General features: G+C 64.7%; 12 protein-coding genes. 8 read left to right on the forward strand and 4 right to left on the reverse strand.

Annotated features, from left to right (window positions below; translation table 11 throughout):
• The first annotated feature begins 11 nt into the window (after positions 1-11).
• Positions 12-2,072, forward strand: coding sequence for a TonB-dependent copper receptor (locus ACVOLL_RS03300; protein WP_481511573.1), 2,061 nt, complete (start codon positions 12-14; stop codon positions 2,070-2,072).
• A gap of 165 nt (positions 2,073-2,237) precedes the next feature.
• On the opposite strand, the gene ACVOLL_RS03305 is transcribed toward ACVOLL_RS03300, so the two are convergent.
• The 3 genes from ACVOLL_RS03305 to ACVOLL_RS03315 form a co-directional block, all read right to left on the reverse strand.
• Positions 2,238-2,969: a phosphoadenylyl-sulfate reductase gene (locus ACVOLL_RS03305; RefSeq protein ID WP_481511574.1), complete on the reverse strand. Its 732-nt coding sequence runs from the start codon at positions 2,967-2,969 to the stop codon at positions 2,238-2,240.
• Entirely contained in the window at positions 2,966-4,672 is a 1,707-nt protein-coding gene (cysI, locus tag ACVOLL_RS03310) for an assimilatory sulfite reductase (NADPH) hemoprotein subunit (protein ID WP_481511575.1), read from the reverse strand. Before cysI ends, ACVOLL_RS03305 begins: the two co-directional genes overlap by 4 nt.
• A 91-nt stretch (positions 4,673-4,763) precedes the next feature.
• Positions 4,764-6,599, reverse strand: coding sequence for an assimilatory sulfite reductase (NADPH) flavoprotein subunit (locus ACVOLL_RS03315; protein WP_481511576.1), 1,836 nt, complete (start codon positions 6,597-6,599; stop codon positions 4,764-4,766).
• A 200-nt stretch (positions 6,600-6,799) separates the two neighbouring features.
• Between ACVOLL_RS03315 and cysD the strand changes: the two genes are divergently transcribed.
• The 7 genes from cysD to ACVOLL_RS03350 all read left to right on the forward strand — a co-directional run bounded on the left by cysD (position 6,800) and on the right by ACVOLL_RS03350 (position 17,100).
• Positions 6,800-7,711 (forward strand): sulfate adenylyltransferase subunit CysD, encoded by a 912-nt coding sequence (gene cysD / locus ACVOLL_RS03320; RefSeq protein ID WP_296247078.1) that lies wholly within the window; start codon positions 6,800-6,802, stop codon positions 7,709-7,711.
• Positions 7,711-9,588 (forward strand): sulfate adenylyltransferase subunit CysN, encoded by a 1,878-nt coding sequence (cysN, locus tag ACVOLL_RS03325; RefSeq protein WP_481511577.1) that lies wholly within the window; start codon positions 7,711-7,713, stop codon positions 9,586-9,588. Before cysD ends, cysN begins: the two co-directional genes overlap by 1 nt.
• A 297-nt stretch (positions 9,589-9,885) precedes the next feature.
• On the forward strand, positions 9,886-11,004 hold the full coding sequence (locus ACVOLL_RS03330; protein WP_481511656.1) for an efflux RND transporter periplasmic adaptor subunit: 1,119 nt from the start codon (positions 9,886-9,888) through the stop codon (positions 11,002-11,004).
• Positions 11,001-14,126 (forward strand): efflux RND transporter permease subunit, encoded by a 3,126-nt coding sequence (locus ACVOLL_RS03335; protein WP_481511578.1) that lies wholly within the window; start codon positions 11,001-11,003, stop codon positions 14,124-14,126. The genes ACVOLL_RS03330 and ACVOLL_RS03335 overlap by 4 nt, the downstream gene beginning before the upstream one ends.
• Positions 14,119-14,655, forward strand: a complete 537-nt coding sequence (locus tag ACVOLL_RS03340; RefSeq protein WP_481511657.1) for a GNAT family N-acetyltransferase — start codon at positions 14,119-14,121, stop codon at positions 14,653-14,655. Before ACVOLL_RS03335 ends, ACVOLL_RS03340 begins: the two co-directional genes overlap by 8 nt.
• 147 nt (positions 14,656-14,802) lie before the next feature.
• On the forward strand, positions 14,803-16,248 hold the full coding sequence (locus ACVOLL_RS03345; RefSeq protein WP_481511658.1) for an alanine/glycine:cation symporter family protein: 1,446 nt from the start codon (positions 14,803-14,805) through the stop codon (positions 16,246-16,248).
• A 15-nt stretch (positions 16,249-16,263) separates the two neighbouring features.
• Complete coding sequence (locus ACVOLL_RS03350) at positions 16,264-17,100, forward strand: TrmH family RNA methyltransferase (protein ID WP_481511579.1); 837 nt, start codon at positions 16,264-16,266, stop codon at positions 17,098-17,100.
• Between the two features lie 136 nt (positions 17,101-17,236).
• On the opposite strand, the gene ACVOLL_RS03355 is transcribed toward ACVOLL_RS03350, so the two are convergent.
• Positions 17,237-18,658: a M28 family peptidase gene (locus tag ACVOLL_RS03355; protein ID WP_481511580.1), complete on the reverse strand. Its 1,422-nt coding sequence runs from the start codon at positions 18,656-18,658 to the stop codon at positions 17,237-17,239.
• Positions 18,659-18,662: the final 4 nt, after the last annotated feature.

Here is an 18,662-nt window from a genome sequence, read left to right on the forward strand (position 1 = left end):
TGGAGAATCAAATGAAATCCCTTTCCCGTATGCCGGGTGCTCCGGCATGCCTGTCTGTCTGGGTCTGCATGGCGCTGTTTCCACACATCGCCCATGCTGCCGAGCGTGATCTGACCAGGACCCTGGACACTTTGGTGGTCACTGCCGTGGCGCCATCTTCGCCGCTGCAATGGGTCACCGATCCGCGTCTGCCGCGGCAGCCGGTGCCGGCCAGTGACGGCGCCGACTATCTGAAAACCGTGCCGGGTTTCTCGGCTATCCGTAACGGCGGCACCAATGCCGACCCGGTGCTACGCGGCATGTCCGGCTCGCGACTGAACATCCTCAGCAACGACGGCAACCTGATCGGTGCCTGCCCGTCACGCATGGACAATCCGCTGTCGTATATCGCGCCGGAAACCTATGACCGTTTGACCGTCATCAAGGGCCCACAAAGCGTGCGTTGGGGCGCGGGTGCTTCAGCTGGAACGGTACGCTTTGAACGGGAGACGCCGCGCTTTGACGGCCCCGGCATGGAGCTGAAAGCCAGCGCATTGGGCGGATCCAACAACCGCAACGACCAGATGCTCGATGCCACGTTCGGCAGCACGCCCGGGTATGTGCGGGTCAACGGCAACCGTTCCGAGTCCGATGATTACCGTGATGGCAATGGCGATGTAGTGCCGTCGCGGTGGCGCAAGTGGAACGCCGATGCTGCCATCGGCTGGACACCGGATGCTGACACCGTGGTGGAGCTCACAGCCGGCACTGGTGATGCGATTGCCCGTTACGCCGGGCGTGGCATGGATGGCGCCGCATTCAAGCGCGACAGCTACGGCCTGCGTTTCGAGCGCGATAACCTGCCGGGCGCGTGGGACAAGCTGCAGGCCAATTTGTATTACAACAACGCAGATCACCTGATGGACAACTACACGCTGCGCACGCCGAACCCGGCCAGCAGCATGCCGATGCCGATGGCTTCGAATGTTGAGCGGCGCACCAGCGGTGGCCGTGTCAGCAGCGAATGGCGCTGGCAGGAGGTGGTAGTCGTCGCTGGTTTCGATGCGCAGGACAGCCGCCATCGCAGCCGCAATGGCATGGGACGCAATACCTGGCAGCAGTCGGCCTGGAAGCGTGATGCCGACTTCAGCAGCCAAGGGGTGTTCACCGAACTGACCTTGGGCGAAGGCACGCCACAGCGCTGGATCAGCGGCCTGCGTCTGGACAAGGCGACGGTCAAGGATCGACGCGCGACCACCGGCATGATGAGCATGCCGAATCCAACTGCGGGGCAACAGCGTCAGGAGGATCTCGGCAGCGGCTTCGTGCGCTATGAGCGCGATCATGGCCAGGCCTGGACCTGGTACGCAGGTATCGGACACAGCGAGCGCATGCCGGATTACTGGGAGTTGTTCTCGGCCAATGTCGGGCCGGTCGGCAGCATCAATGCGTTCTCGGGCGTGAAGCCGGAACAGACCACACAGTTGGACCTGGGCTTGCAGTTCCGCCGCGAGAAGGTCGATGTCTGGGTGTCGGCGTATGCCGGTCGCCTGCAGGACTACATTCTGTTCCAGTACCGCAGCGGCGGAATGATGGGCAGCAGCACCCAGGCCCGCAATGTGGATGCGCGCATCGCCGGTGCCGAGGCGGGCTTGGAGTGGCGGCCGACGCAGGCGTGGAAGCTTGGCAGCACACTGGCCTATGCCTGGGGTGAGAACCGCAGCGAAAGCCGGCCGTTGCCGCAGATTCCACCGTTGGAAGGGCGCTTCTCCGCCTCCTATGAACGGTCGCGCTGGTCGGTGGGTGCCTTGTTGCGCGCGGTCAGCCGGCAGAATCGGGTGGCACTGGATGAGGGCAATGTGGTGGCGCGGGACCTGGGCCCGAGCGCGGGCTTTGCGACCTTGTCACTCAATGGTGCCTATCGGATCAATGACGGGCTGCGTGCCAGTGTGGGTGTGGACAATCTGTTCGACCGCGCTTATGCCGAGCATCTGAATCTGGCGGGTAGTGCGGATTTCGGTTTTCCGGCAGATCCGGTGCGTATCAATGAGCCGGGGCGTTCGTTCTGGTTGAAGCTGGACTACCGGTACTGAAGCAAGGACGCCCGCCTCATTGAGGCGGGCGTCGATAGTGCGGTATGGCTGTTGTGGGAGCGGCGTGAGCCGCGAAGCTGATCATCCAGATCGAATTGCACGCATGACCTGATACAGCAATAGCTTCGCGGCTCACGCCGCTCCTACAAAAGGCGGTATTGCGGCTTAAATCTCTTCGTGCAGACCGCACTCGCGCTTCAGGCCGAAGAAGCGGGTGTCTTCTTCGCGCATGCCGGCTTCCCAGCGGCGGGTGGTGTGGTAGTCGCCGATGGAGACGTAGCCCTGTTCCCACAGTGGGTGGTAGGGCAGCTTGTGCTCCTGCAGGTATTTCCACACGTCGCGATCGCTCCAATCGGCGATCGGGTTGACCTTGAAGCGCTCGCCACGGCGCTGCAGCACCGGCGTGTTGGCGCGACTTGCCGATTGGCTGCGGCGCAGGCCGGTGAACCAGGTGCCTACCTGCAGGTCATCCAGGGCGCGCTTCATCGGCTCGACCTTGCGCAGGTTGTTGTACTGCTCGATGCCGACCACGCCTTGCTCCCACAGGCGGCCGTGGCGTGCTTCCATCCAGGCGCGGCTCACCTGCGGGCGGTAGACCTTGAGGTTGAGCTTGAGCCTGTCGGTCAGTTCATCGGCGAAGCGGTAGGTCTCCGGGAACAGATAGCCGGTGTCGATCAGGATCACCGGAATGTCCGGGCGCTGGCTGCTGAGCAGGTGCAGGGTCACCGCCGATTGCGCGCCGAAACTCGACGACAGCACATGCGCGCCGGGCGCGTTCTGCAGTGCCCATTCCACGCGCTGCTGCGCATCCATCGAATCGAGCAGGGTATTGAGCGGGCCCAGGTCGTCAGGCAGGGTTACCGACGGGTTGTGAGAGGTCTTGGGCAGGGCGCTCATGCTTGCAGTTCCACGGATATCTGGCGATGGGTGGGGTAGGGAGGAAGGGTGACGATGCCAGCCCGGTGCAGGAAGTCACCGAAGCCTTCGCTGCCGTCACGCTCACCGGAATAGCGGGCGAACAGAGGCGCCAGTGCGTCGAGGATTTCTGGCTCGGTGATGTTTTCGCGGTACAGCGTGTTCAATCGCTGGCCACGATGGTCGGCGCCCAGCATCAGGTTGTAGCGGCCCGGGGCCTTGCCGACCAAGGCGATCTCGCCCAGGTAAGGACGTGAGCAGCCATTCGGGCAGCCGGAGATGCGCAGCAGGATGGGGGCATCGGCCAGCTGATGCTGTTCCAGTAGCGGTTGCAATTTGGCGCTGAACTCGGGCAGGTAGCGCTCGGCTTCGGCCATTGCCAGTCCGCAGGTGGGCAGGGCGACGCAGGCCATGGCGGCGCGTGCCAATGCGGCTGGGGCGCGGTTGCCGATGTCCAGTCCTGCGCTGTGCACGATGGCATCGATCTGCGCGCGTTGTGCGGCGGGGACGCCGGCGATGACCAGGTTCTGGTTGCCGGTCATGCGGAATTCGCCTTCAACAATGCGGGCGATTTCGCGCAGGGCGGTCAGGTGCGGGGCACCGGCCACATCGGCGATACGTCCGGCCTGTAGCGACAGGGTCAGGTGCCAGCGGCCGTCGTCGCCTTCGACCCAGCCATAGCGGTCGCCGCTGTGCTCGAATGGGGCAGCACGCGAGGGCGCGAAGCTGATGCCTGCGCGGCGCTCGATCTCGGCCACAACAGTGTCCAGGCCGTGGTCGTCGATGGTGTACTTGAAGCGCGCGCGCTTGCGCAGCTCGCGGTTGCCAAGGTCGCGCTGGGTGGTAACGGTGGCGGTGGCGACATCGAGCAGTGCGTCGCGCGGAATGAAGCCGACACTGTTGGCAATCCGCGGATAGGTTTCGGCATCGCCGTGGGTAGCGCCCATGCCGCCGCCGATGGTCACGTCATAGCCGAGCAGCTCGCCGGCTTCATCGAGCACGCCGATGAAGCCCAGGTCGTTGGCATAGACGTCAACGTCGTTGAGCGGCGGCAGTGCGAAGCCAATCTTGAACTTGCGCGGCAGGTAGCGTGCGCCATAGATCGGCTCTTCCTCGGCGCCGCTGCCTGCCACGCGTTCTTCATCCAGCCAGATTTCGTAATAGGCGCGGGTATTGGGCAGCAAGTGTTCGGAGGTGCGTGCGGCATCTGCATACAACGTGGCGTGCGCGCTGGACAGCAGCGGGTTGGCGGCGACCAGGACGTTGCGGTTGACGTCACCGCAGGCGGCCAAGGTGTCGATCAGCGCAGCGTTGATCGCCTGCATGGTCGCCTTCAGCTCGCGCTTGATCACGCCATGGAACTGGAACGCCTGGCGGGTGGTGATGCGCAGCGAGTGGTTGCCGTAACGGGTGGCGATGCTGTCCAGCTTCAGCCACTGCTCCGGGCTGATCACGCCGCCGGGGGTGCGGGTGCGGATCATGAACTGGTAGGCAGGCTCCAGCTTCTGCCGACGGCGCTCGTCGCGCACATCGCGGTCGTCCTGCTGGTAGCTGCCGTGGTACTTGATCAGGGTCTGGTCGTCTTCGCGCAGGGCGCCGGTGACAGGATCGGCCAGGCTTTCCAGCAATGAGCCGCGCAAGCGGTTGCTGTCGGCCTTGATGTTCTCAACGGAGTGGGTGCTCATTCTTTTCGCTATCTGGAATCGGAGTTTGTAGGAGCGGCGTCAGCCGCGAAGCCACTGCTGCGTCAACTCGCAGGGTCAACGCCAACAACACTCAATACACATCCCGTCCATAGCGCCCCTCCGTGTGCAGTCGAGTCAGATAGTCGCGGGCGTCGTCTTCATCCAGCCCGCCGTGTTCGCGCAGTACATCCAGCAGTGCTGCATGCACGTCCTTGCCCATGGCGATGGCGCCGCACACATACAGGTGTGCGCCGTTCTGCAGCCAGTCGTACAAATCCTTGCCGCGGGTACGCAGACGCTGCTGTACGTAGATCTTGTCGGCCTGGTCGCGCGAGAACGCCAGATCCAGGCGGTGCAGTTCCTTGTGCCGCAGCGCGTCCTGCCATTCGCTCTGGTACAGGCAATCGGTATTGAAGTGGCGCGCGCCGAAGAACAGCCAGTTGCGGCCTGTGGCGCCGGTCTCGGCACGCTCCTGCACGAAGCCACGGAACGGTGCGACGCCGGTGCCCGGGCCGATCATGATGATGTCGCGGCTGCTGTCAGCCGGTACCCGGAAGCGCTCATTGGTTTCGATGTAGACCGGCAACTGTGCACCTTCTTCCAGTGCGCTCAGGAAGCCGCTGGCAGCACCAACGTGCTCGCTGCCATGGGCGTGGTAGCGCAGTTCGTCGACGGTCAGATGTACTTCTTCGCCGACCCGCTTGCGGCTGGAAGCGATGGAGTACAGGCGCTGGGCGGCGGGGCGCAGGGTGCCGAGCAAGGCTTCGGCATTCCACTCGGCTGGCCAGCGGCGCAGTACGTCGACCAGTTGATGGTCTTCGAATACCGAGGCCAGTTCGCTCTTCTGTGCCGGATCGAGCAGGCGCGCAAGTTCCGGATGCGCGCTGCGCTCGGCCACCGAGGCCAGTAGTGGGCGCGAGATGCGGGTCAGCTCGCGGTGCTCGCCCAGCCATTGCGCCAGCGGCCGGCTGTGGCCGTCATGCTCGATCTGCAGCGCGCCATCGAGGCCGGTGACATCCAGCACGGCTTCGACCAGTTCGGCAGGGTTGCGGTGGACGATGCCCAGCGCATCGCCGGGTTCGTAGTGCAGGCCGCTGCCTTCCAGCGAAAGCTCAAGGTGATGCACGGACTTGGCCGCGTTGCCGTACTTGGCATACGCCGGGCCCTTGAAGTCACGGCCGCTGATGACCTGGCGCGACAGCAGCTCGGCGCCGAATGGGTGCAGGGCGGTCCACGCGCCGGCATGACGCAGGGGAGTGACATTGCTGGGCGTGGTGGTGACGGTTTCGCCGATAACAGTGCGGGCATTGATCAGTGCCTGACTGCGCCACGGCGTGACCACGCTGTCGATGTCCAGGTCGGCTTCGCCCACTTCCTGAAGGCGGGTGGCGCCCAGTTCGGCCAAGCGGCTGTCGAGCTTGCGGGCGATACCGCAGAACTCCACATAGCTGGAGTCGCCCAGGCCCAGCACGGCGTACTTCAGCTCCGGCAGCTTGGGTGCACGCTTGCCGGCGATGAACTCGACCAAACCGATGGCATCGTCCGGCGGGTCGCCTTCGCCCTGGGTGCTGATGACGATATAGAGCAGGCGCTCGGTGGCCAGCTCGCGGGTGGCGTAGGCATCGGCGCGGACTACCCGTACCGGCAGGCCGGCTGCTTCGGCCTCGGCGGCCAGCTGCTCGGCGGCGCGGCGGGCGTTGCCGGTCTGGCTGCCATAGACCACGGTCAGCCGGGTCTGCGCTGGCTGTGCGGCTTGGCCGCCGGAGATGACGGTAAGAGCAGTGGGAGAGGTACCCTGCGCCAACCCGGCGGCAAACCCGGACAGCCACCACAGGCTGTTCCCATCCAGACCGGCTACCAGTTGCGACAGCAGGACCCTGCGGTCTTCGGGCAAGGGGCTGGGTGGCACGGTGGCGGCGGCAGTCATTTCCATTCCGGTCTAGGTAGGGATGACCGATGCTAGGTACAGCGCGCCATCAGGGGAAAGGAGCAGCGGTTATCGCTTCATGCCCTGCGTTTATTTCAATCGGCGCAGTGACCCCTCCACACTCGGCGCACAGTCCGGAGTCCCGTCCGGCTTCGCTGCTACCCTTGCCCTCGGGCCCCGCCTCCTTGATTCGGCACGCAATGACCGTCACTGCACCCCTGTCACACCTCGACCGCCTGGAAGCGGAAAGCATCCATATCCTGCGCGAAGTTGCCGCCGCCTTTGACAACCCGGTGCTGATGTACTCGGTGGGCAAGGACAGCTCGGTGCTGCTGCACCTGCTGCTGAAGGCGTTCGCGCCGGGCGTGCCGCCAATTCCTTTGCTGCATGTGGATACGCGCTGGAAGTTCGGCGAGATGATCGCCTTCCGCGACCGCCGGGTGGCTGAGACCGGTACCGAGCTGCGGGTGCATATCAATCCGGACGGCATTGCCCGCGACATCGGCCCGGTCAGCCACGGCCCCAGCGTGCACACCGATGTGATGAAGACCCAGGGCCTGAAGCAGGCCTTGGACAAGTGGAAGTTCGATGCCGCCATCGGCGGCGCGCGCCGCGACGAAGAGAAGTCACGGGCCAAGGAACGGGTGTTCTCGTTCCGCAATGACCGTCACCGCTGGGACCCGAAGAACCAGCGCCCCGAGCTTTGGAACCTGTACAACGCCCGCATCCATCAGGGTGAGAGCGTGCGCGTATTCCCGCTGTCCAATTGGACCGAGCTGGATATCTGGCTTTATATCTACCGCGAGAAGATCCCGGTGGTGCCGCTATACCTCGCCGCCGAACGACCGGTCGTCGAGCGCGATGGCAGCCTGATCATGGTCGATGACGAGCGCCTGCCGCTGCATCCGGGTGAAGTGCCGCAGCTGCGCAAGGTACGTTTCCGCACGCTGGGCTGCTATCCGCTGACCGGCGCAATCGAGTCCGAAGCCGACACCCTGGAGAAAATCATCGCCGAGATGTTGGTATCGACCAGTTCAGAGCGGCAGGGCCGCCTGATCGACCACGACCAGTCCGCGTCCATGGAGAAGAAGAAGTTGGAGGGGTATTTCTGATGAGCGCCGTGACCACTTCCTCCGATATCGCTGCCTACCTCAAGGCCCACGAAACCAAGCCGCTGCTGCGCTTCATCACCTGCGGCAGCGTCGACGATGGCAAGAGCACCTTGATTGGCCGCCTGCTGTACGAAAGCAAGCGCTTATTCGACGACCAGTTATCCGCGCTGGAAGCAGACAGTCGCCGTCATGGCACCCAGGGCGAGCGCATCGATTACGCATTGCTGCTCGATGGCTTGGCCGCCGAGCGCGAGCAGGGCATCACCATCGATGTGGCTTATCGCTACTTCGATACCGACCGCCGCAAGTACATCGTTGCCGACTGCCCCGGCCATGAGCAGTACACCCGCAACATGGCCACCGGCGCCTCGACTGCCGATGTGGCGGTGGTGCTGGTGGATGCGCGCAAGGGCCTGCTCACGCAGACCCATAGGCACAGCTACATCATCTCGCTGCTGGGCATCGGCCAGGTGGTGCTGGCGGTGAACAAGATGGATCTGGTCGATTACGACCAATCCGTATTCGAGCGCATCGTTGCCGACTATCAGGCGCTTGCCGCGCAATTGGGGATCGCCAATGTGCAGGCGATTCCACTGTCCGCATTGGAAGGGCAGAACCTGTCCACGCGTTCGGCGGCGATGCCTTGGTATGCCGGCCCCAGCCTGATCGAGCATCTGGATACGGTCGAACTGAGCGCGCACGACGCCGCCAGTGGGCTGCGCCTGCCGGTGCAATGGGTCAACCGACCAAATCAGGACTTCCGTGGCTTTGCCGGCACCATTGCCGCCGGTCAGGTGCGCGTGGGTGACGAAGTGGTGGTGCTGCCTTCGGCACGCCGCACCACGGTCAAGCAGGTGCTGGGGCCAGATGGTCCGCTGGCAGTTGCCGGCACCGGACAGGCAGTGACGCTGACCCTGGACGATGAAGTCGATGTCAGCCGCGGCGACGTGATCGCTGCCGCCGGTGATCCGCCGGAGGTGGCCGACCAGTTCGCCGCTCATGTGCTGTGGATGGACGACGCGGCCTTGCTGCCGGGCCGCCCGTACTGGCTGCAGATCGGCAGCCGCACCGTGGCCGCCAATATCAGTGAGATCAAGCACCGCGTTGACGTGAATACGCAGGAGCGACTGGCAGCCAAGCGACTGGAGTTGAACGAGGTTGGCTACTGCAACCTGTCGCTGGACGAGCCGGTGGCCTTCGCGCCGTATGCGCAGAACCGCGCATTGGGCGGCTTCATCCTGATCGACCGCCAGACCAATGCCACCGTCGCCGCCGGCACCCTGGATTTCGCCCTGCGTCGCGCCGGCAACGTGCATTGGCAGCATCTGGACGTGGACAAGGCCGCGCGGGCACGGATCAAGGGCCAGCAGCCCAAGGTGCTGTGGTTCACCGGTTTGTCCGGCGCGGGCAAGTCCACCGTCGCCAACCAGGTGGAGAAGCGCCTGCATGCGCAGGGCGTACATACCTTCCTGCTGGATGGTGACAACGTCCGCCATGGCTTGAATCGGGATCTGGGCTTCACCGACGAGGACCGCGTGGAGAACATCCGCCGCGTTGCCGAAGTGGCAAGGCTGATGGCCGATGCCGGGCTGGTGGTGCTGGTCAGCTTCATCTCGCCGTTCCGTGCGGAACGGCAGATGGCGCGTGAGCGTTTCGAGGATGGCGAGTTCATCGAAGTATTCGTCGACGTGCCGTTGGCAGTGGCCGAAGCACGCGATGTGAAGGGCCTGTACCGCAAGGCGCGTGCCGGGCAGATCCCCAACTTCACCGGTATCGACTCGCCGTATGAAGCGCCGGAGTCCCCGGAGCTGCATCTGCGGGCTGACACTGACAGCGTGCCGGCGATGGTCGAGCAGGTGCTACTGGCGCTGCGCTGATCAGTCAGAGCGTCCGCGGTTGCAGAGTGCAGCTTGTGGGAGCGGCATAAGCCGCGAAGCCACCGCCCCGTCAGCCCCGAATTCATCCGCACTGCAGCTTCGCCCCCTCCCTTGCGCCGTAGGCGGAGGGGAGGGTTGGGGAGGGGTATGCTCTTCGCATTACGGGTCAAGGCCCCTGCCGAGCATGGCTCGGCACTGCAGCGGCTCACACAATAGAGGCGTTCCCCCCCTAACGGCACATCCGGCCGTCATCTGGCACCGCTAGACTGCTTGATCGTGTATCAGATGGGACTTCGTATGTTCGGGCGATTTGCCGCCACCGTTGCGGGTGGCACTGTCTTGGCGCTGGCGTTGGCCGGATGCAACCGCAAGAACGCAGAGGCGCCGCGGCAAGCCGCCGGTGCGGTGCTGGTCACTACCCAGGTTGTCGAAGCCGCTCCGTGGAGCGATACGCTGCAGGCCAACGGCACCGCCAAGGCACGCGAATCCATCATCGTCACCGCCAAGGTCAGCGAAATCATCGACAAGGTGCATTTCGAAAGCGGGCAACAGGTCGCTACCGGTGCACCGCTGGTGACCCTGCGCGGCCAAGCCCAGCAGGCTGCGCTTGCCCAGGCCCAGGCGACCTTTGCCGAGGCCGACCGGCTCTACAAGCGCCAGCGTGAACTGGCTGCCCAGCAGTTGGTAGCCCATTCAACCCTGGATACCCAGCAGTCGATCCGTGACGCCGCCGAGGCCCGCGTGCAGCAGATGCGCGCCGATATCGGCGACCGCAGCGTGCGCGCGCCATTCGCTGGCGTATTGGGCATCCGCCAGGTCAGCCCGGGTTCGCTGGTCACCCCGACCACCGCGATCGCCACGCTGGACGACATCTCGCGCATGCACGTGGATTTCCAGGTGCCAGAGGCGCAGCTGTCCTCGCTGCAGAACGGCGACAAGGTCAGCGGCAGCAGCATCGCCTACCCGGGCCGGACCTTTGAAGGCACGGTCAGCACCATCGACGCCCGCGTCGACCCGGGCAGCCGCGCGATCACTGTGCGCGCCGATTTCGATAATGCCGACCATGCGCTGCGCCCGGGCATGCTGCTGGACGTGCGCCTGTATCGCCCCGAGCGTGATGCGCTGGTGATCCCGGAGATTGCGGTGGTGCAGGTCGGTCGCGACTCCTACGTATTCCGGGTCAAGCAGGATGAAAGCGTCGAGCGTGCCGACATCAAGGCCGGCACCCGCCGCGCCGGTGTGGTGGAAATCGTTGAAGGGCTGAAGGCCGGTGACCGCATCGTGGTCGATGGCACCGGCAAGCTGCGCCCGGGCATCCGCATCCAGGATGACAAGCAGGCCAAGGCCGCCGACGCGGCCACGCCGCTGAAGCCGGCCGAGGTTGCCGCGCCGGCCAAGCTGGCGACCGCCGGATGAAGCTGTCCGATCTTTCGATCAAGCGGCCGGTACTGGCCGTGGTGATGAGCCTGTTGCTGCTGGTGCTGGGCATCATGTCGTTTACCCGCCTGACCCTGCGCGAGCTGCCGGCCATCGATCCGCCCATCGTCTCGGTGTCGGTGGACTACACCGGCGCCTCGGCGGCGGTGATTGAAAGCCGCGTCACCCAGGTGCTGGAGGACGCGCTGGCCGGTATCGAGGGCATCGATACCATCAATGCACGCAGCACCAACGGCCGCGCCTCGGTCAGCATCGAGTTCAACGCCAACCGCGACATCGAGGCAGCGGCCAACGACGTGCGCGATGCAGTCAGCCGCGTCGCGGATCGCATGCCGGAAGAAGCGCGGCCGCCGGAAATCGCCAAGGTCGAGAGCGACGCCGACCCGATCATCTGGTTCAACATGTCGTCCTCGGTGATGGATACGCTGGAACTCAGCGACTATGCCGATCGCTATGTGGTGGACCGTTTCTCCAGCATCGACGGCGTGGCCCAGGTCCGCATCGGTGGCCGTCAGCGCTACGCGATGCGCGTCTGGCTGGACCGCGACCAGCTGGCCGCACGCGGGCTGACCGTCAACGAAGTGGAAGCCGCGCTGCGCAGCGAGAACGTGGAACTGCCAGCCGGCCGCATCGAATCGGCCGACCGCGATTTCACCCTGCGCGTGGAGCGCAGCTACGTTGCCCCGGCTGACTTTGCCAGCATCCCGCTGGGCAAGGGCAATGACGGCTACGTCGTTCGCTTGGGCGATGTAGCCAAGGTCGAACTGGCCTCGTCCGAGCGCCGCGCCTATTTCCGCAGCAATGGCGAGCCGGGCATCGGCCTGGGCATCGTCAAGACGTCGACGGCCAATGCGCTGGATGTGGCACGTGATACCCGCGCCGAAGCTGACCGCATCGCCCAGACCCTGCCCAAGGGCACGCAGATCTTCGTCGCCTTCGACAACACCACCTTCATTGAAGCTGCCGTGGAGCGCGTTTACGCCACGCTGGTTGAGGCGATGATCCTGGTGCTGATCGTGATCTGGCTGTTCCTGGGCAGCCTGCGCGCGGCAGTGATTCCCGCGGTGACGGTGCCGGTGTGTCTGGTTGCGGCCTTCATCGCGCTGTTCGCCTTCGGCTTCTCGATCAACCTTTTCACCCTGCTGGCGCTGGTGCTGTGTATCGGCCTGGTGGTGGATGACGCCATCGTCGTGGTCGAGAACGTGCAGCGCCGCATCGATCTGGGCGAGCCGCCGCTGGTGGCCGCCAAACGCGGCACCGCGCAGGTGGCGTTCGCAGTGATCGCCACTACCGCGGTGCTGGTGGCGGTATTCCTGCCGGTCGGTTTCCTTGAGGGCAATACCGGGCGCCTGTTCCGCGAGTTGGCTGTTGCGCTGGCCGCAGCGGTGGCCTTGTCGGCCTTCGTCGCACTGACGCTGACGCCGATGATGGCGTCCAAGCTGCTCAAGCCGCATAGCGAGCAGAAGGTCAGCCGCCTGCATGGCTTCATCAATCGCCAGCTGGCGCGCTTGTCGGCAGCTTATGGACGGGTGCTGGATCGCCACGTGCAACGCAGCTGGATCTTCGGCTTGGTGATGCTGGGCGCGCTCGGCGCCAGCTGGGGACTGTTCAAACTGATTCCCTCGGAACTCGCTCCGGCCGAAGATCGCGGCTCGTTCCAGATCATGATCGACGGCCCGGAAGGTGCGGGCTACGACTACACCGTGGAGCAGGTGCAGCAGGTCGAGAAGATCGTCTCGCGCTTCGTTGGCCCGGAAGAACCCATCGTCCGCGCCAATCCGCGTGTGCCCGGTGGTTGGGGCAACAGCGAGGAAATGCATACCGGCCGCATGAGTGTGTTCCTGCAGCCCTGGCGTAACCGCAGCGAGGCCACGGTGGATGTGGCCAATGACCTGCAGAAAGAACTGAACGACCTCAGCGGCGTGCGCGTGCGAACCATGGTTGGTGGTGGTCTGGTGCGCAGCATGGGCCAGCCGTTCCAGATCGTGCTCGGTGGTCCGGAGTACGTGGAAATCGCCCAGTGGCGTGATCGCCTGCTGGAGCGCATGGCCGATTACCCCGGCCTGGTCGGCGCCGATTCGGATTACAAGGAAACCCGGCCGCAGATGCGGGTCAACATCGACCGCCAGCGTGCGGCCGATCTTGGCATCTCGGTTACTGACATTGGCCGTGCGTTGGAAACCATGATGGGCTCGCGCCGCGTCACCACCTTCGTCGACAACGGCGAGGAGTACGACGTGCTGGTGCAGGCCGGTCGCGAAGGGCGTGCGTCGCCGGCCGACCTGTCGGCAATCCAGGTGCGCGCACGCTCGGGTGAACTGGTGCCGCTGTCCAACCTGGTCACGCTCAGTGAAGTGGCCGAGGCCGGCAGCCTCAACCGCTTCAATCGCCTGCGCTCGATCACCATCAGTGCCAACGTCGCGCCGGGTCATACGCTGGGCGAGACCATCGACTGGGCCAAGCAGGTCGCCTCCGAGGAGCTGCCGGAATACGCGCAGATCGACTGGAAGGGCGAGTCGCGCGAGTACCAGAGCGCCGGCAGTGCAGTGCTGCTGACCTTCGCCATGGCCTTGCTGGTGGTCTACCTGGTGCTGGCCGCGCAGTTCGAGAGCTTCATCCATCCGCTGGTGATCATGCTGACGGTGCCGCTGGGCGTGCTCGGTGCCTTCGTCGGCCTGTACCTCAGTGGCGGCACGCTCAACCTGTTCAGTCAGATCGGCATCGTCATGCTGGTGGGCCTGGCGGCGAAGAACGGCATCCTGATCGTCGAGTTCGCCAACCAGCTGCGCGATGAGGGTCGCAACGTGCACCAGGCCATCGTCGAGTCGTCGATGGTGCGACTGCGGCCGATCCTGATGACCTCGATCGCGACCGTGGTGGGTGCGATTCCGCTGGTGGTCGCCGGTGGCCCGGGCTCGGCCAGTCGCGCCACCATCGGCATCGTGGTGATCTTCGGTGTCAGCGTATCCACCTTCCTGTCGCTGTTCGTGGTGCCGGCGTTCTATGCCTTGCTGGCCCCGTACACCAAGTCGCCGGAAACCGTGGCCAACGCGCTGGAGAAGCTGGAGCGTGAAACCCCGGCGGTCGGTGGCCATGCGTGAGCCGCTGCTCGGCGGCCGCGTCCGGTTACGCCCCTGGCAGGCAGGGGACCTGGACGCGCTGCTCGAGCATGCCAACGATGCAGCGGTATCGCGGGGGCTGAGCACGCGCTTTCCCTATCCGTATACCCGCGCCGATGGCGAGGCCTTTCTGGCTGGACAGGTGCTGGACCTGCGGGGGCAGGTGTTCGCGCTGGAAATCGATGGCCGGGCCTGTGGCGGTATCGGTGTTACCCAGGGCAAGGACGAGCGGCGTCATTCGGCATCGCTGGGTTATTGGTTGGGCCAGCGCTACTGGGGGCAGGGCATCATGACCACTGTGGTCGGTGCCTATGTGCCGTGGGTGATGGATGGCCTGGAGCTCGCACGGCTGTCCGCACAGGTGATGGTCGGCAACCCGGCCTCAGCGCGGGTGCTGTTGAAGAATGGATTCGCGGAGGAGGGCACCGAGCACCAATCGGTGTTCAAGGATGGGCAGCTGCACGATATGCGTTGCTTCGCACGTATCAGGACTTTGCTGAAACTGGCGTAAAGGCTCTGCACATCCAAGCTTAATCGTGGAAAAATCGGCCAGCCCCGGAATTCCGGGCTTTGGCTACCTTTCAGCTTTCCGGGGAATTACGTGGAATCCATCGTCGAAACGATCAACGGCATCATCTGGAGTAACGCGCTCATTTTCATGTGTCTGGGCGCGGGCCTGTGGTTCAGCCTGCGCACCCGCTTCATGCAGATCCGGGGTTTTGCCGAGATGTGCCGGCTCACCGTGCGCGGCGAGAAGTCCGACGCCGGTGTGTCCTCGTTCCAGGCCCTGGCCATGTCGATGGCTGGCCGCATGGGTATCGGCAACATCGCCGGCGTGGCCACGGCCATTGCCTATGGCGGTCCCGGTGCGATCTTCTGGATGTGGGTGATGGGCTTCCTTGGCGCTGCCACTTCCTACGTGGAATCGACGCTGGCGCAGATCTACAAGACCAAGGATGCCGAAGGCCGTTACCGCGGTGGTCCGGCCTACTACATTGAAAAAGCGATGGGCGTGAAGTGGTACGCCACCGCGTTTGCTGTTGCCACCGTCATTGCCGCCGGCTTCCTGCTGCCGGGCGTGCAGGCCAATGCCATCGCCGACAGCGCAGTCAACGTGCTGTGCACCGGCGCCGATGCCTGCGCATCAGTGGGCGGTACCGCCAGCATGAAGCTGTGGATCGGGCTGAGCGTGGCGGTGGTGCTGGGCATCATCATCTTCGGCGGCGTCAAGCGCATTGCCAGCTTCGCCGAAGTGATCGTGCCGTTCATGGCGCTGGGCTTCATCCTGATGGCGGTCGTGGTGATGATGCTCAACGCCAGCAAGGTGCCGGCGATGTTCTCGGACATCTTCTCCAGCGCCTTTGGTGCGCATGCGGCCTTCGGCGGCATCATCGGCCAGGCCATCGCCTGGGGCGTGAAGCGCGGCATCTACGCCAACGAAGCCGGCCAGGGCACCGGCCCGCACGCCGCTGCTGCTGCCGAAGTCTCGCACCCGGCCAAGCAGGGTTATGTGCAGGCCTTCGCCATTTACTTCGACACCATGCTGGTGTGCACCTCGACCGCTTTCCTGTTGTTGTCCACCGGCATGTACAACGTGTTCCGTTCGGTCACCGAAGGTGGCGTGACCAAGCTGGAGGCCATTGTTACCGGGGTGCCGGGCGTTCAGCCCTCCGAAGGTGCCCTGTTCACCCAGGCGGCGGTGGAATCGGTGCTGCCGGGCTGGGGCGCGGGTTTTGTGGCGCTGGCGCTGTTCTTCTTCGCCTTCACCACGATCATGGCCTATTACTACATGGCCGAAACCAACCTGACCTACCTGGCCGGCAGCAACCGCACCCATCCGGCAGCGATGCTGGTGCTGCGTCTTGGCATCATGGCGATGGTGGTGTTTGGCGCCTATCACAATGCGAAAATGGCCTGGGCGCTGGGTGACATCGGCGTGGGCTTGATGGCCTGGCTGAACGTGGTCGCCATCCTGATCCTGCAAAAGCCTGCCATGCTTGCACTGACCGACTATGAGCGGCAGAAGAAGCTGGGTCTGGACCCGGTCTTCGACCCCGATGCACTGGGCATCAAAAATGCCGATTTCTGGCGTAGCAACAAGTAATCCAAAGGAACCGCTGTGAGTAACCCCTGGAACAACCGTCGCCCTTCCTCGCGGCCACCCCGCGCAACTCCGGCTGCACCCTCGGCCGCACGTGAAGGCGACGGTGTCCCGGTACGCGGCGGTGATGAGATGCGTCTGTACGGCGTCAATGCCGTGCAGGCGATGTTTGCCAAGCGCCCGCAGGCGCTGCGCAAGCTGTATCTGGCCGAGGACATGATCCCGCGCCTGCAGCCGGTACTGAAGTGGTGTGTGGCCAATCGCGTGGGTTACCGCGTGGTCGGCGATGGCGATCTCAACAAGCTGGCTGCCACCACCCACCACGAAGGCCTGGTTGCTGACGTGCAGAAGCAGGAGCCGCTGCCCTTGGCTACCTGGCTGGCATCGTTGCAGGACGGTCCGGCACTTGCCTTGTGGCTGGACGGCGTGGGCAACCCGCACAACTTCGGCGCGATCCTGCGCTCGGCTGCGCACTTTGGGGTCAAGGCAATCCTGTTGCCGGCGGACTCGACGCTGGCCTTGTCGGGCGCCGCCGCGCGTGTGGCGGAAGGCGGCGCCGAGTCGGTGCCGCTGGTGCGCCTGCCGGCCTTGCCGCAGGCCGTCGCGCAGCTGCGTGATGCCGGTTTTGGTTTGGCTGCGACCCTGGTTGCCGATGGCGACAACGTCTTCACCACCGAGCTGCCGGACCGTATGGTGTACGTGATGGGTGCAGAGAGCGAAGGCATGGACCGCGATTTCGCCCAGAGCTGCGACCTGCGCCTGTCGATTCCTGGCAGTGGCGCGGTGGAAAGCCTCAATGTGGCCTCGGCCACCGCGGTATTTCTGGCCAGCTGGAACAGCCGCAAGCAGCGCTGAAACGCAAGGTAGTGCCGAGCCATGCTCGGCAGTGGCTCTACCGGTAAAACCCCTGCCGAGCATGGCTCGGCACTACAGAAACCGAAACCAATAAAGGCGCCTTGCGGCGCCTTTATTGGTTCAACCGGGCAGGCAATCACTCCCGCGGCGGCACCACATCCTTGGCCTCGCTACCGAAGCTGCCTTCAGACTCCGCTGCCAGATAGGCAAACACGGTGTAGGCCGCCACGTTCTGGGCAAGGGCCTTCGGGTCGATCTTGTCCAAGGTGTCGTCCGGGGTGTGGTGCAGGTCGAAATAGTCGGTTCCGTCCTGCGCCAGCCATGCCCATGCACCGCCCTTGGCGGCCAGCGGGCCTACGTCGGGGCCGGGGCCGCCTTGGTTGGCGCGGTATTCAATGCCCAGTGGCGCCAGCGCCTCGCCGATCTGGCGGGTAGCCTCACGCGATTCCGCCGGATTGCCCGAGCCGGTGTTGAAGGCATAGATGCGGCCTGCGCCGAAGTCGCTTTCGGCGGCGATGTGCTGCTGCACGACTTCGCCAGCTGCCACGCGCGCTGCTGCATATGCTTTGCCGCCGTGCAGGCCCTGCTCCTCGTTGGCGAAGGCGATGACGCGGATGGTGCGCTTGGGGGCTTGCTTGAGCTGGCCGATCAGATGGCCGGCGGCCATGGTGATACCGATCCCTGCGCCGTCATCGATGGCACCGGTGCCCAGGTCCCAGGAGTCGAGGTGACCGCCGATCACCACCACTTCCTTGGGCAGGCTGCGTCCAGTGATCTCACCGATCACGTTCTGCGAGGTGTAGCTGCCATCCCAGCCGCAATCCAGCGCGATGCGAATGCGGGTAGGGCCGCGCGCAACCAGGCGATTGAGCTGGTCGGCATCCGGGCCGGAGAGTGCGGCCGACGGCACCGGGGTCAGGCCTTCGTCGTAACGGGTGATGCCGGTATGCGGCATGCGGTGCGAATCGGTGCCGGCCGAGCGCATGATGAAGCCGACCGCGCCCTTGCGGATCGCTTCGGACGGGCCACGGCTGCGCACACTGCCACCGATGCCATAGTCAGCGCCATCCCGCTTGCGGGTCATGGTGAAGTCGACATAGGCGATCTTGCCGGTCAACGAGCCTTCCGGCGCCGCCTTCAATGCATCCAGACCTTCGAAACGCACAATCTGGGCTTCCACCGTGCCGGCCGGGCTGCCGCCCAGGGCGGTGATGGTCAGCGGCTGCGGATTTGCGCCCAGTACCGAGGCGTGTTCGCTGCGGCGCTCCCATTTCGGGAAGGTCACCGGCTCGGTCCACACCTTGTCGAAGCCCAGTTCCTTGAACTTGGCCTTGGCCCATTCCACCGCACGTGCGTCGGCCTCGCTGCCAGCCATGCGCGGGCCAACTTCGGTGGTCAGCGATTCCACCACCTGCCAGCCGGTGTTGTCCGCCAGCGCCTGTGCCCGCAGCTCGGCGGCCTTGGTCAGCGCCTGCTGCGGAATATGGGTGGGCGCTGCGTTGGCAGCGGCCGAGGTGCACAGCAGGAGGAGGGCAAGGGAAAGAGCACGGCGACGCATAGTC

The sequence above is a fragment of the Stenotrophomonas sp. STEN035 genome (assembly GCF_056759935.1).

What these genes read in the sequence shown, in the direction of transcription:
- ACVOLL_RS03315 (WP_481511576.1), bottom strand. Translation starts at nt 6,599, where the DNA reads ATGACTGCCGCCGCCACCGTGCCACCCAGCCCCTTGCCCGAAGACCGC.
- ACVOLL_RS03305 (WP_481511574.1), bottom strand. Translation starts at nt 2,969, where the DNA reads ATGAGCGCCCTGCCCAAGACCTCTCACAACCCGTCGGTAACCCTGCCT.
- ACVOLL_RS03355 (WP_481511580.1), bottom strand. Translation starts at nt 18,658, where the DNA reads ATGCGTCGCCGTGCTCTTTCCCTTGCCCTCCTCCTGCTGTGCACCTCG.
- ACVOLL_RS03340 (WP_481511657.1), top strand. Translation starts at nt 14,119, where the DNA reads ATGCGTGAGCCGCTGCTCGGCGGCCGCGTCCGGTTACGCCCCTGGCAG.
- ACVOLL_RS03300 (WP_481511573.1), top strand. Translation starts at nt 12, where the DNA reads ATGAAATCCCTTTCCCGTATGCCGGGTGCTCCGGCATGCCTGTCTGTC.
- cysD (WP_296247078.1), top strand. Translation starts at nt 6,800, where the DNA reads ATGACCGTCACTGCACCCCTGTCACACCTCGACCGCCTGGAAGCGGAA.
- cysI (WP_481511575.1), bottom strand. Translation starts at nt 4,672, where the DNA reads ATGAGCACCCACTCCGTTGAGAACATCAAGGCCGACAGCAACCGCTTG.
- cysN (WP_481511577.1), top strand. Translation starts at nt 7,711, where the DNA reads ATGAGCGCCGTGACCACTTCCTCCGATATCGCTGCCTACCTCAAGGCC.
- ACVOLL_RS03345 (WP_481511658.1), top strand. Translation starts at nt 14,803, where the DNA reads ATGTGTCTGGGCGCGGGCCTGTGGTTCAGCCTGCGCACCCGCTTCATG.
- ACVOLL_RS03335 (WP_481511578.1), top strand. Translation starts at nt 11,001, where the DNA reads ATGAAGCTGTCCGATCTTTCGATCAAGCGGCCGGTACTGGCCGTGGTG.
- ACVOLL_RS03330 (WP_481511656.1), top strand. Translation starts at nt 9,886, where the DNA reads ATGTTCGGGCGATTTGCCGCCACCGTTGCGGGTGGCACTGTCTTGGCG.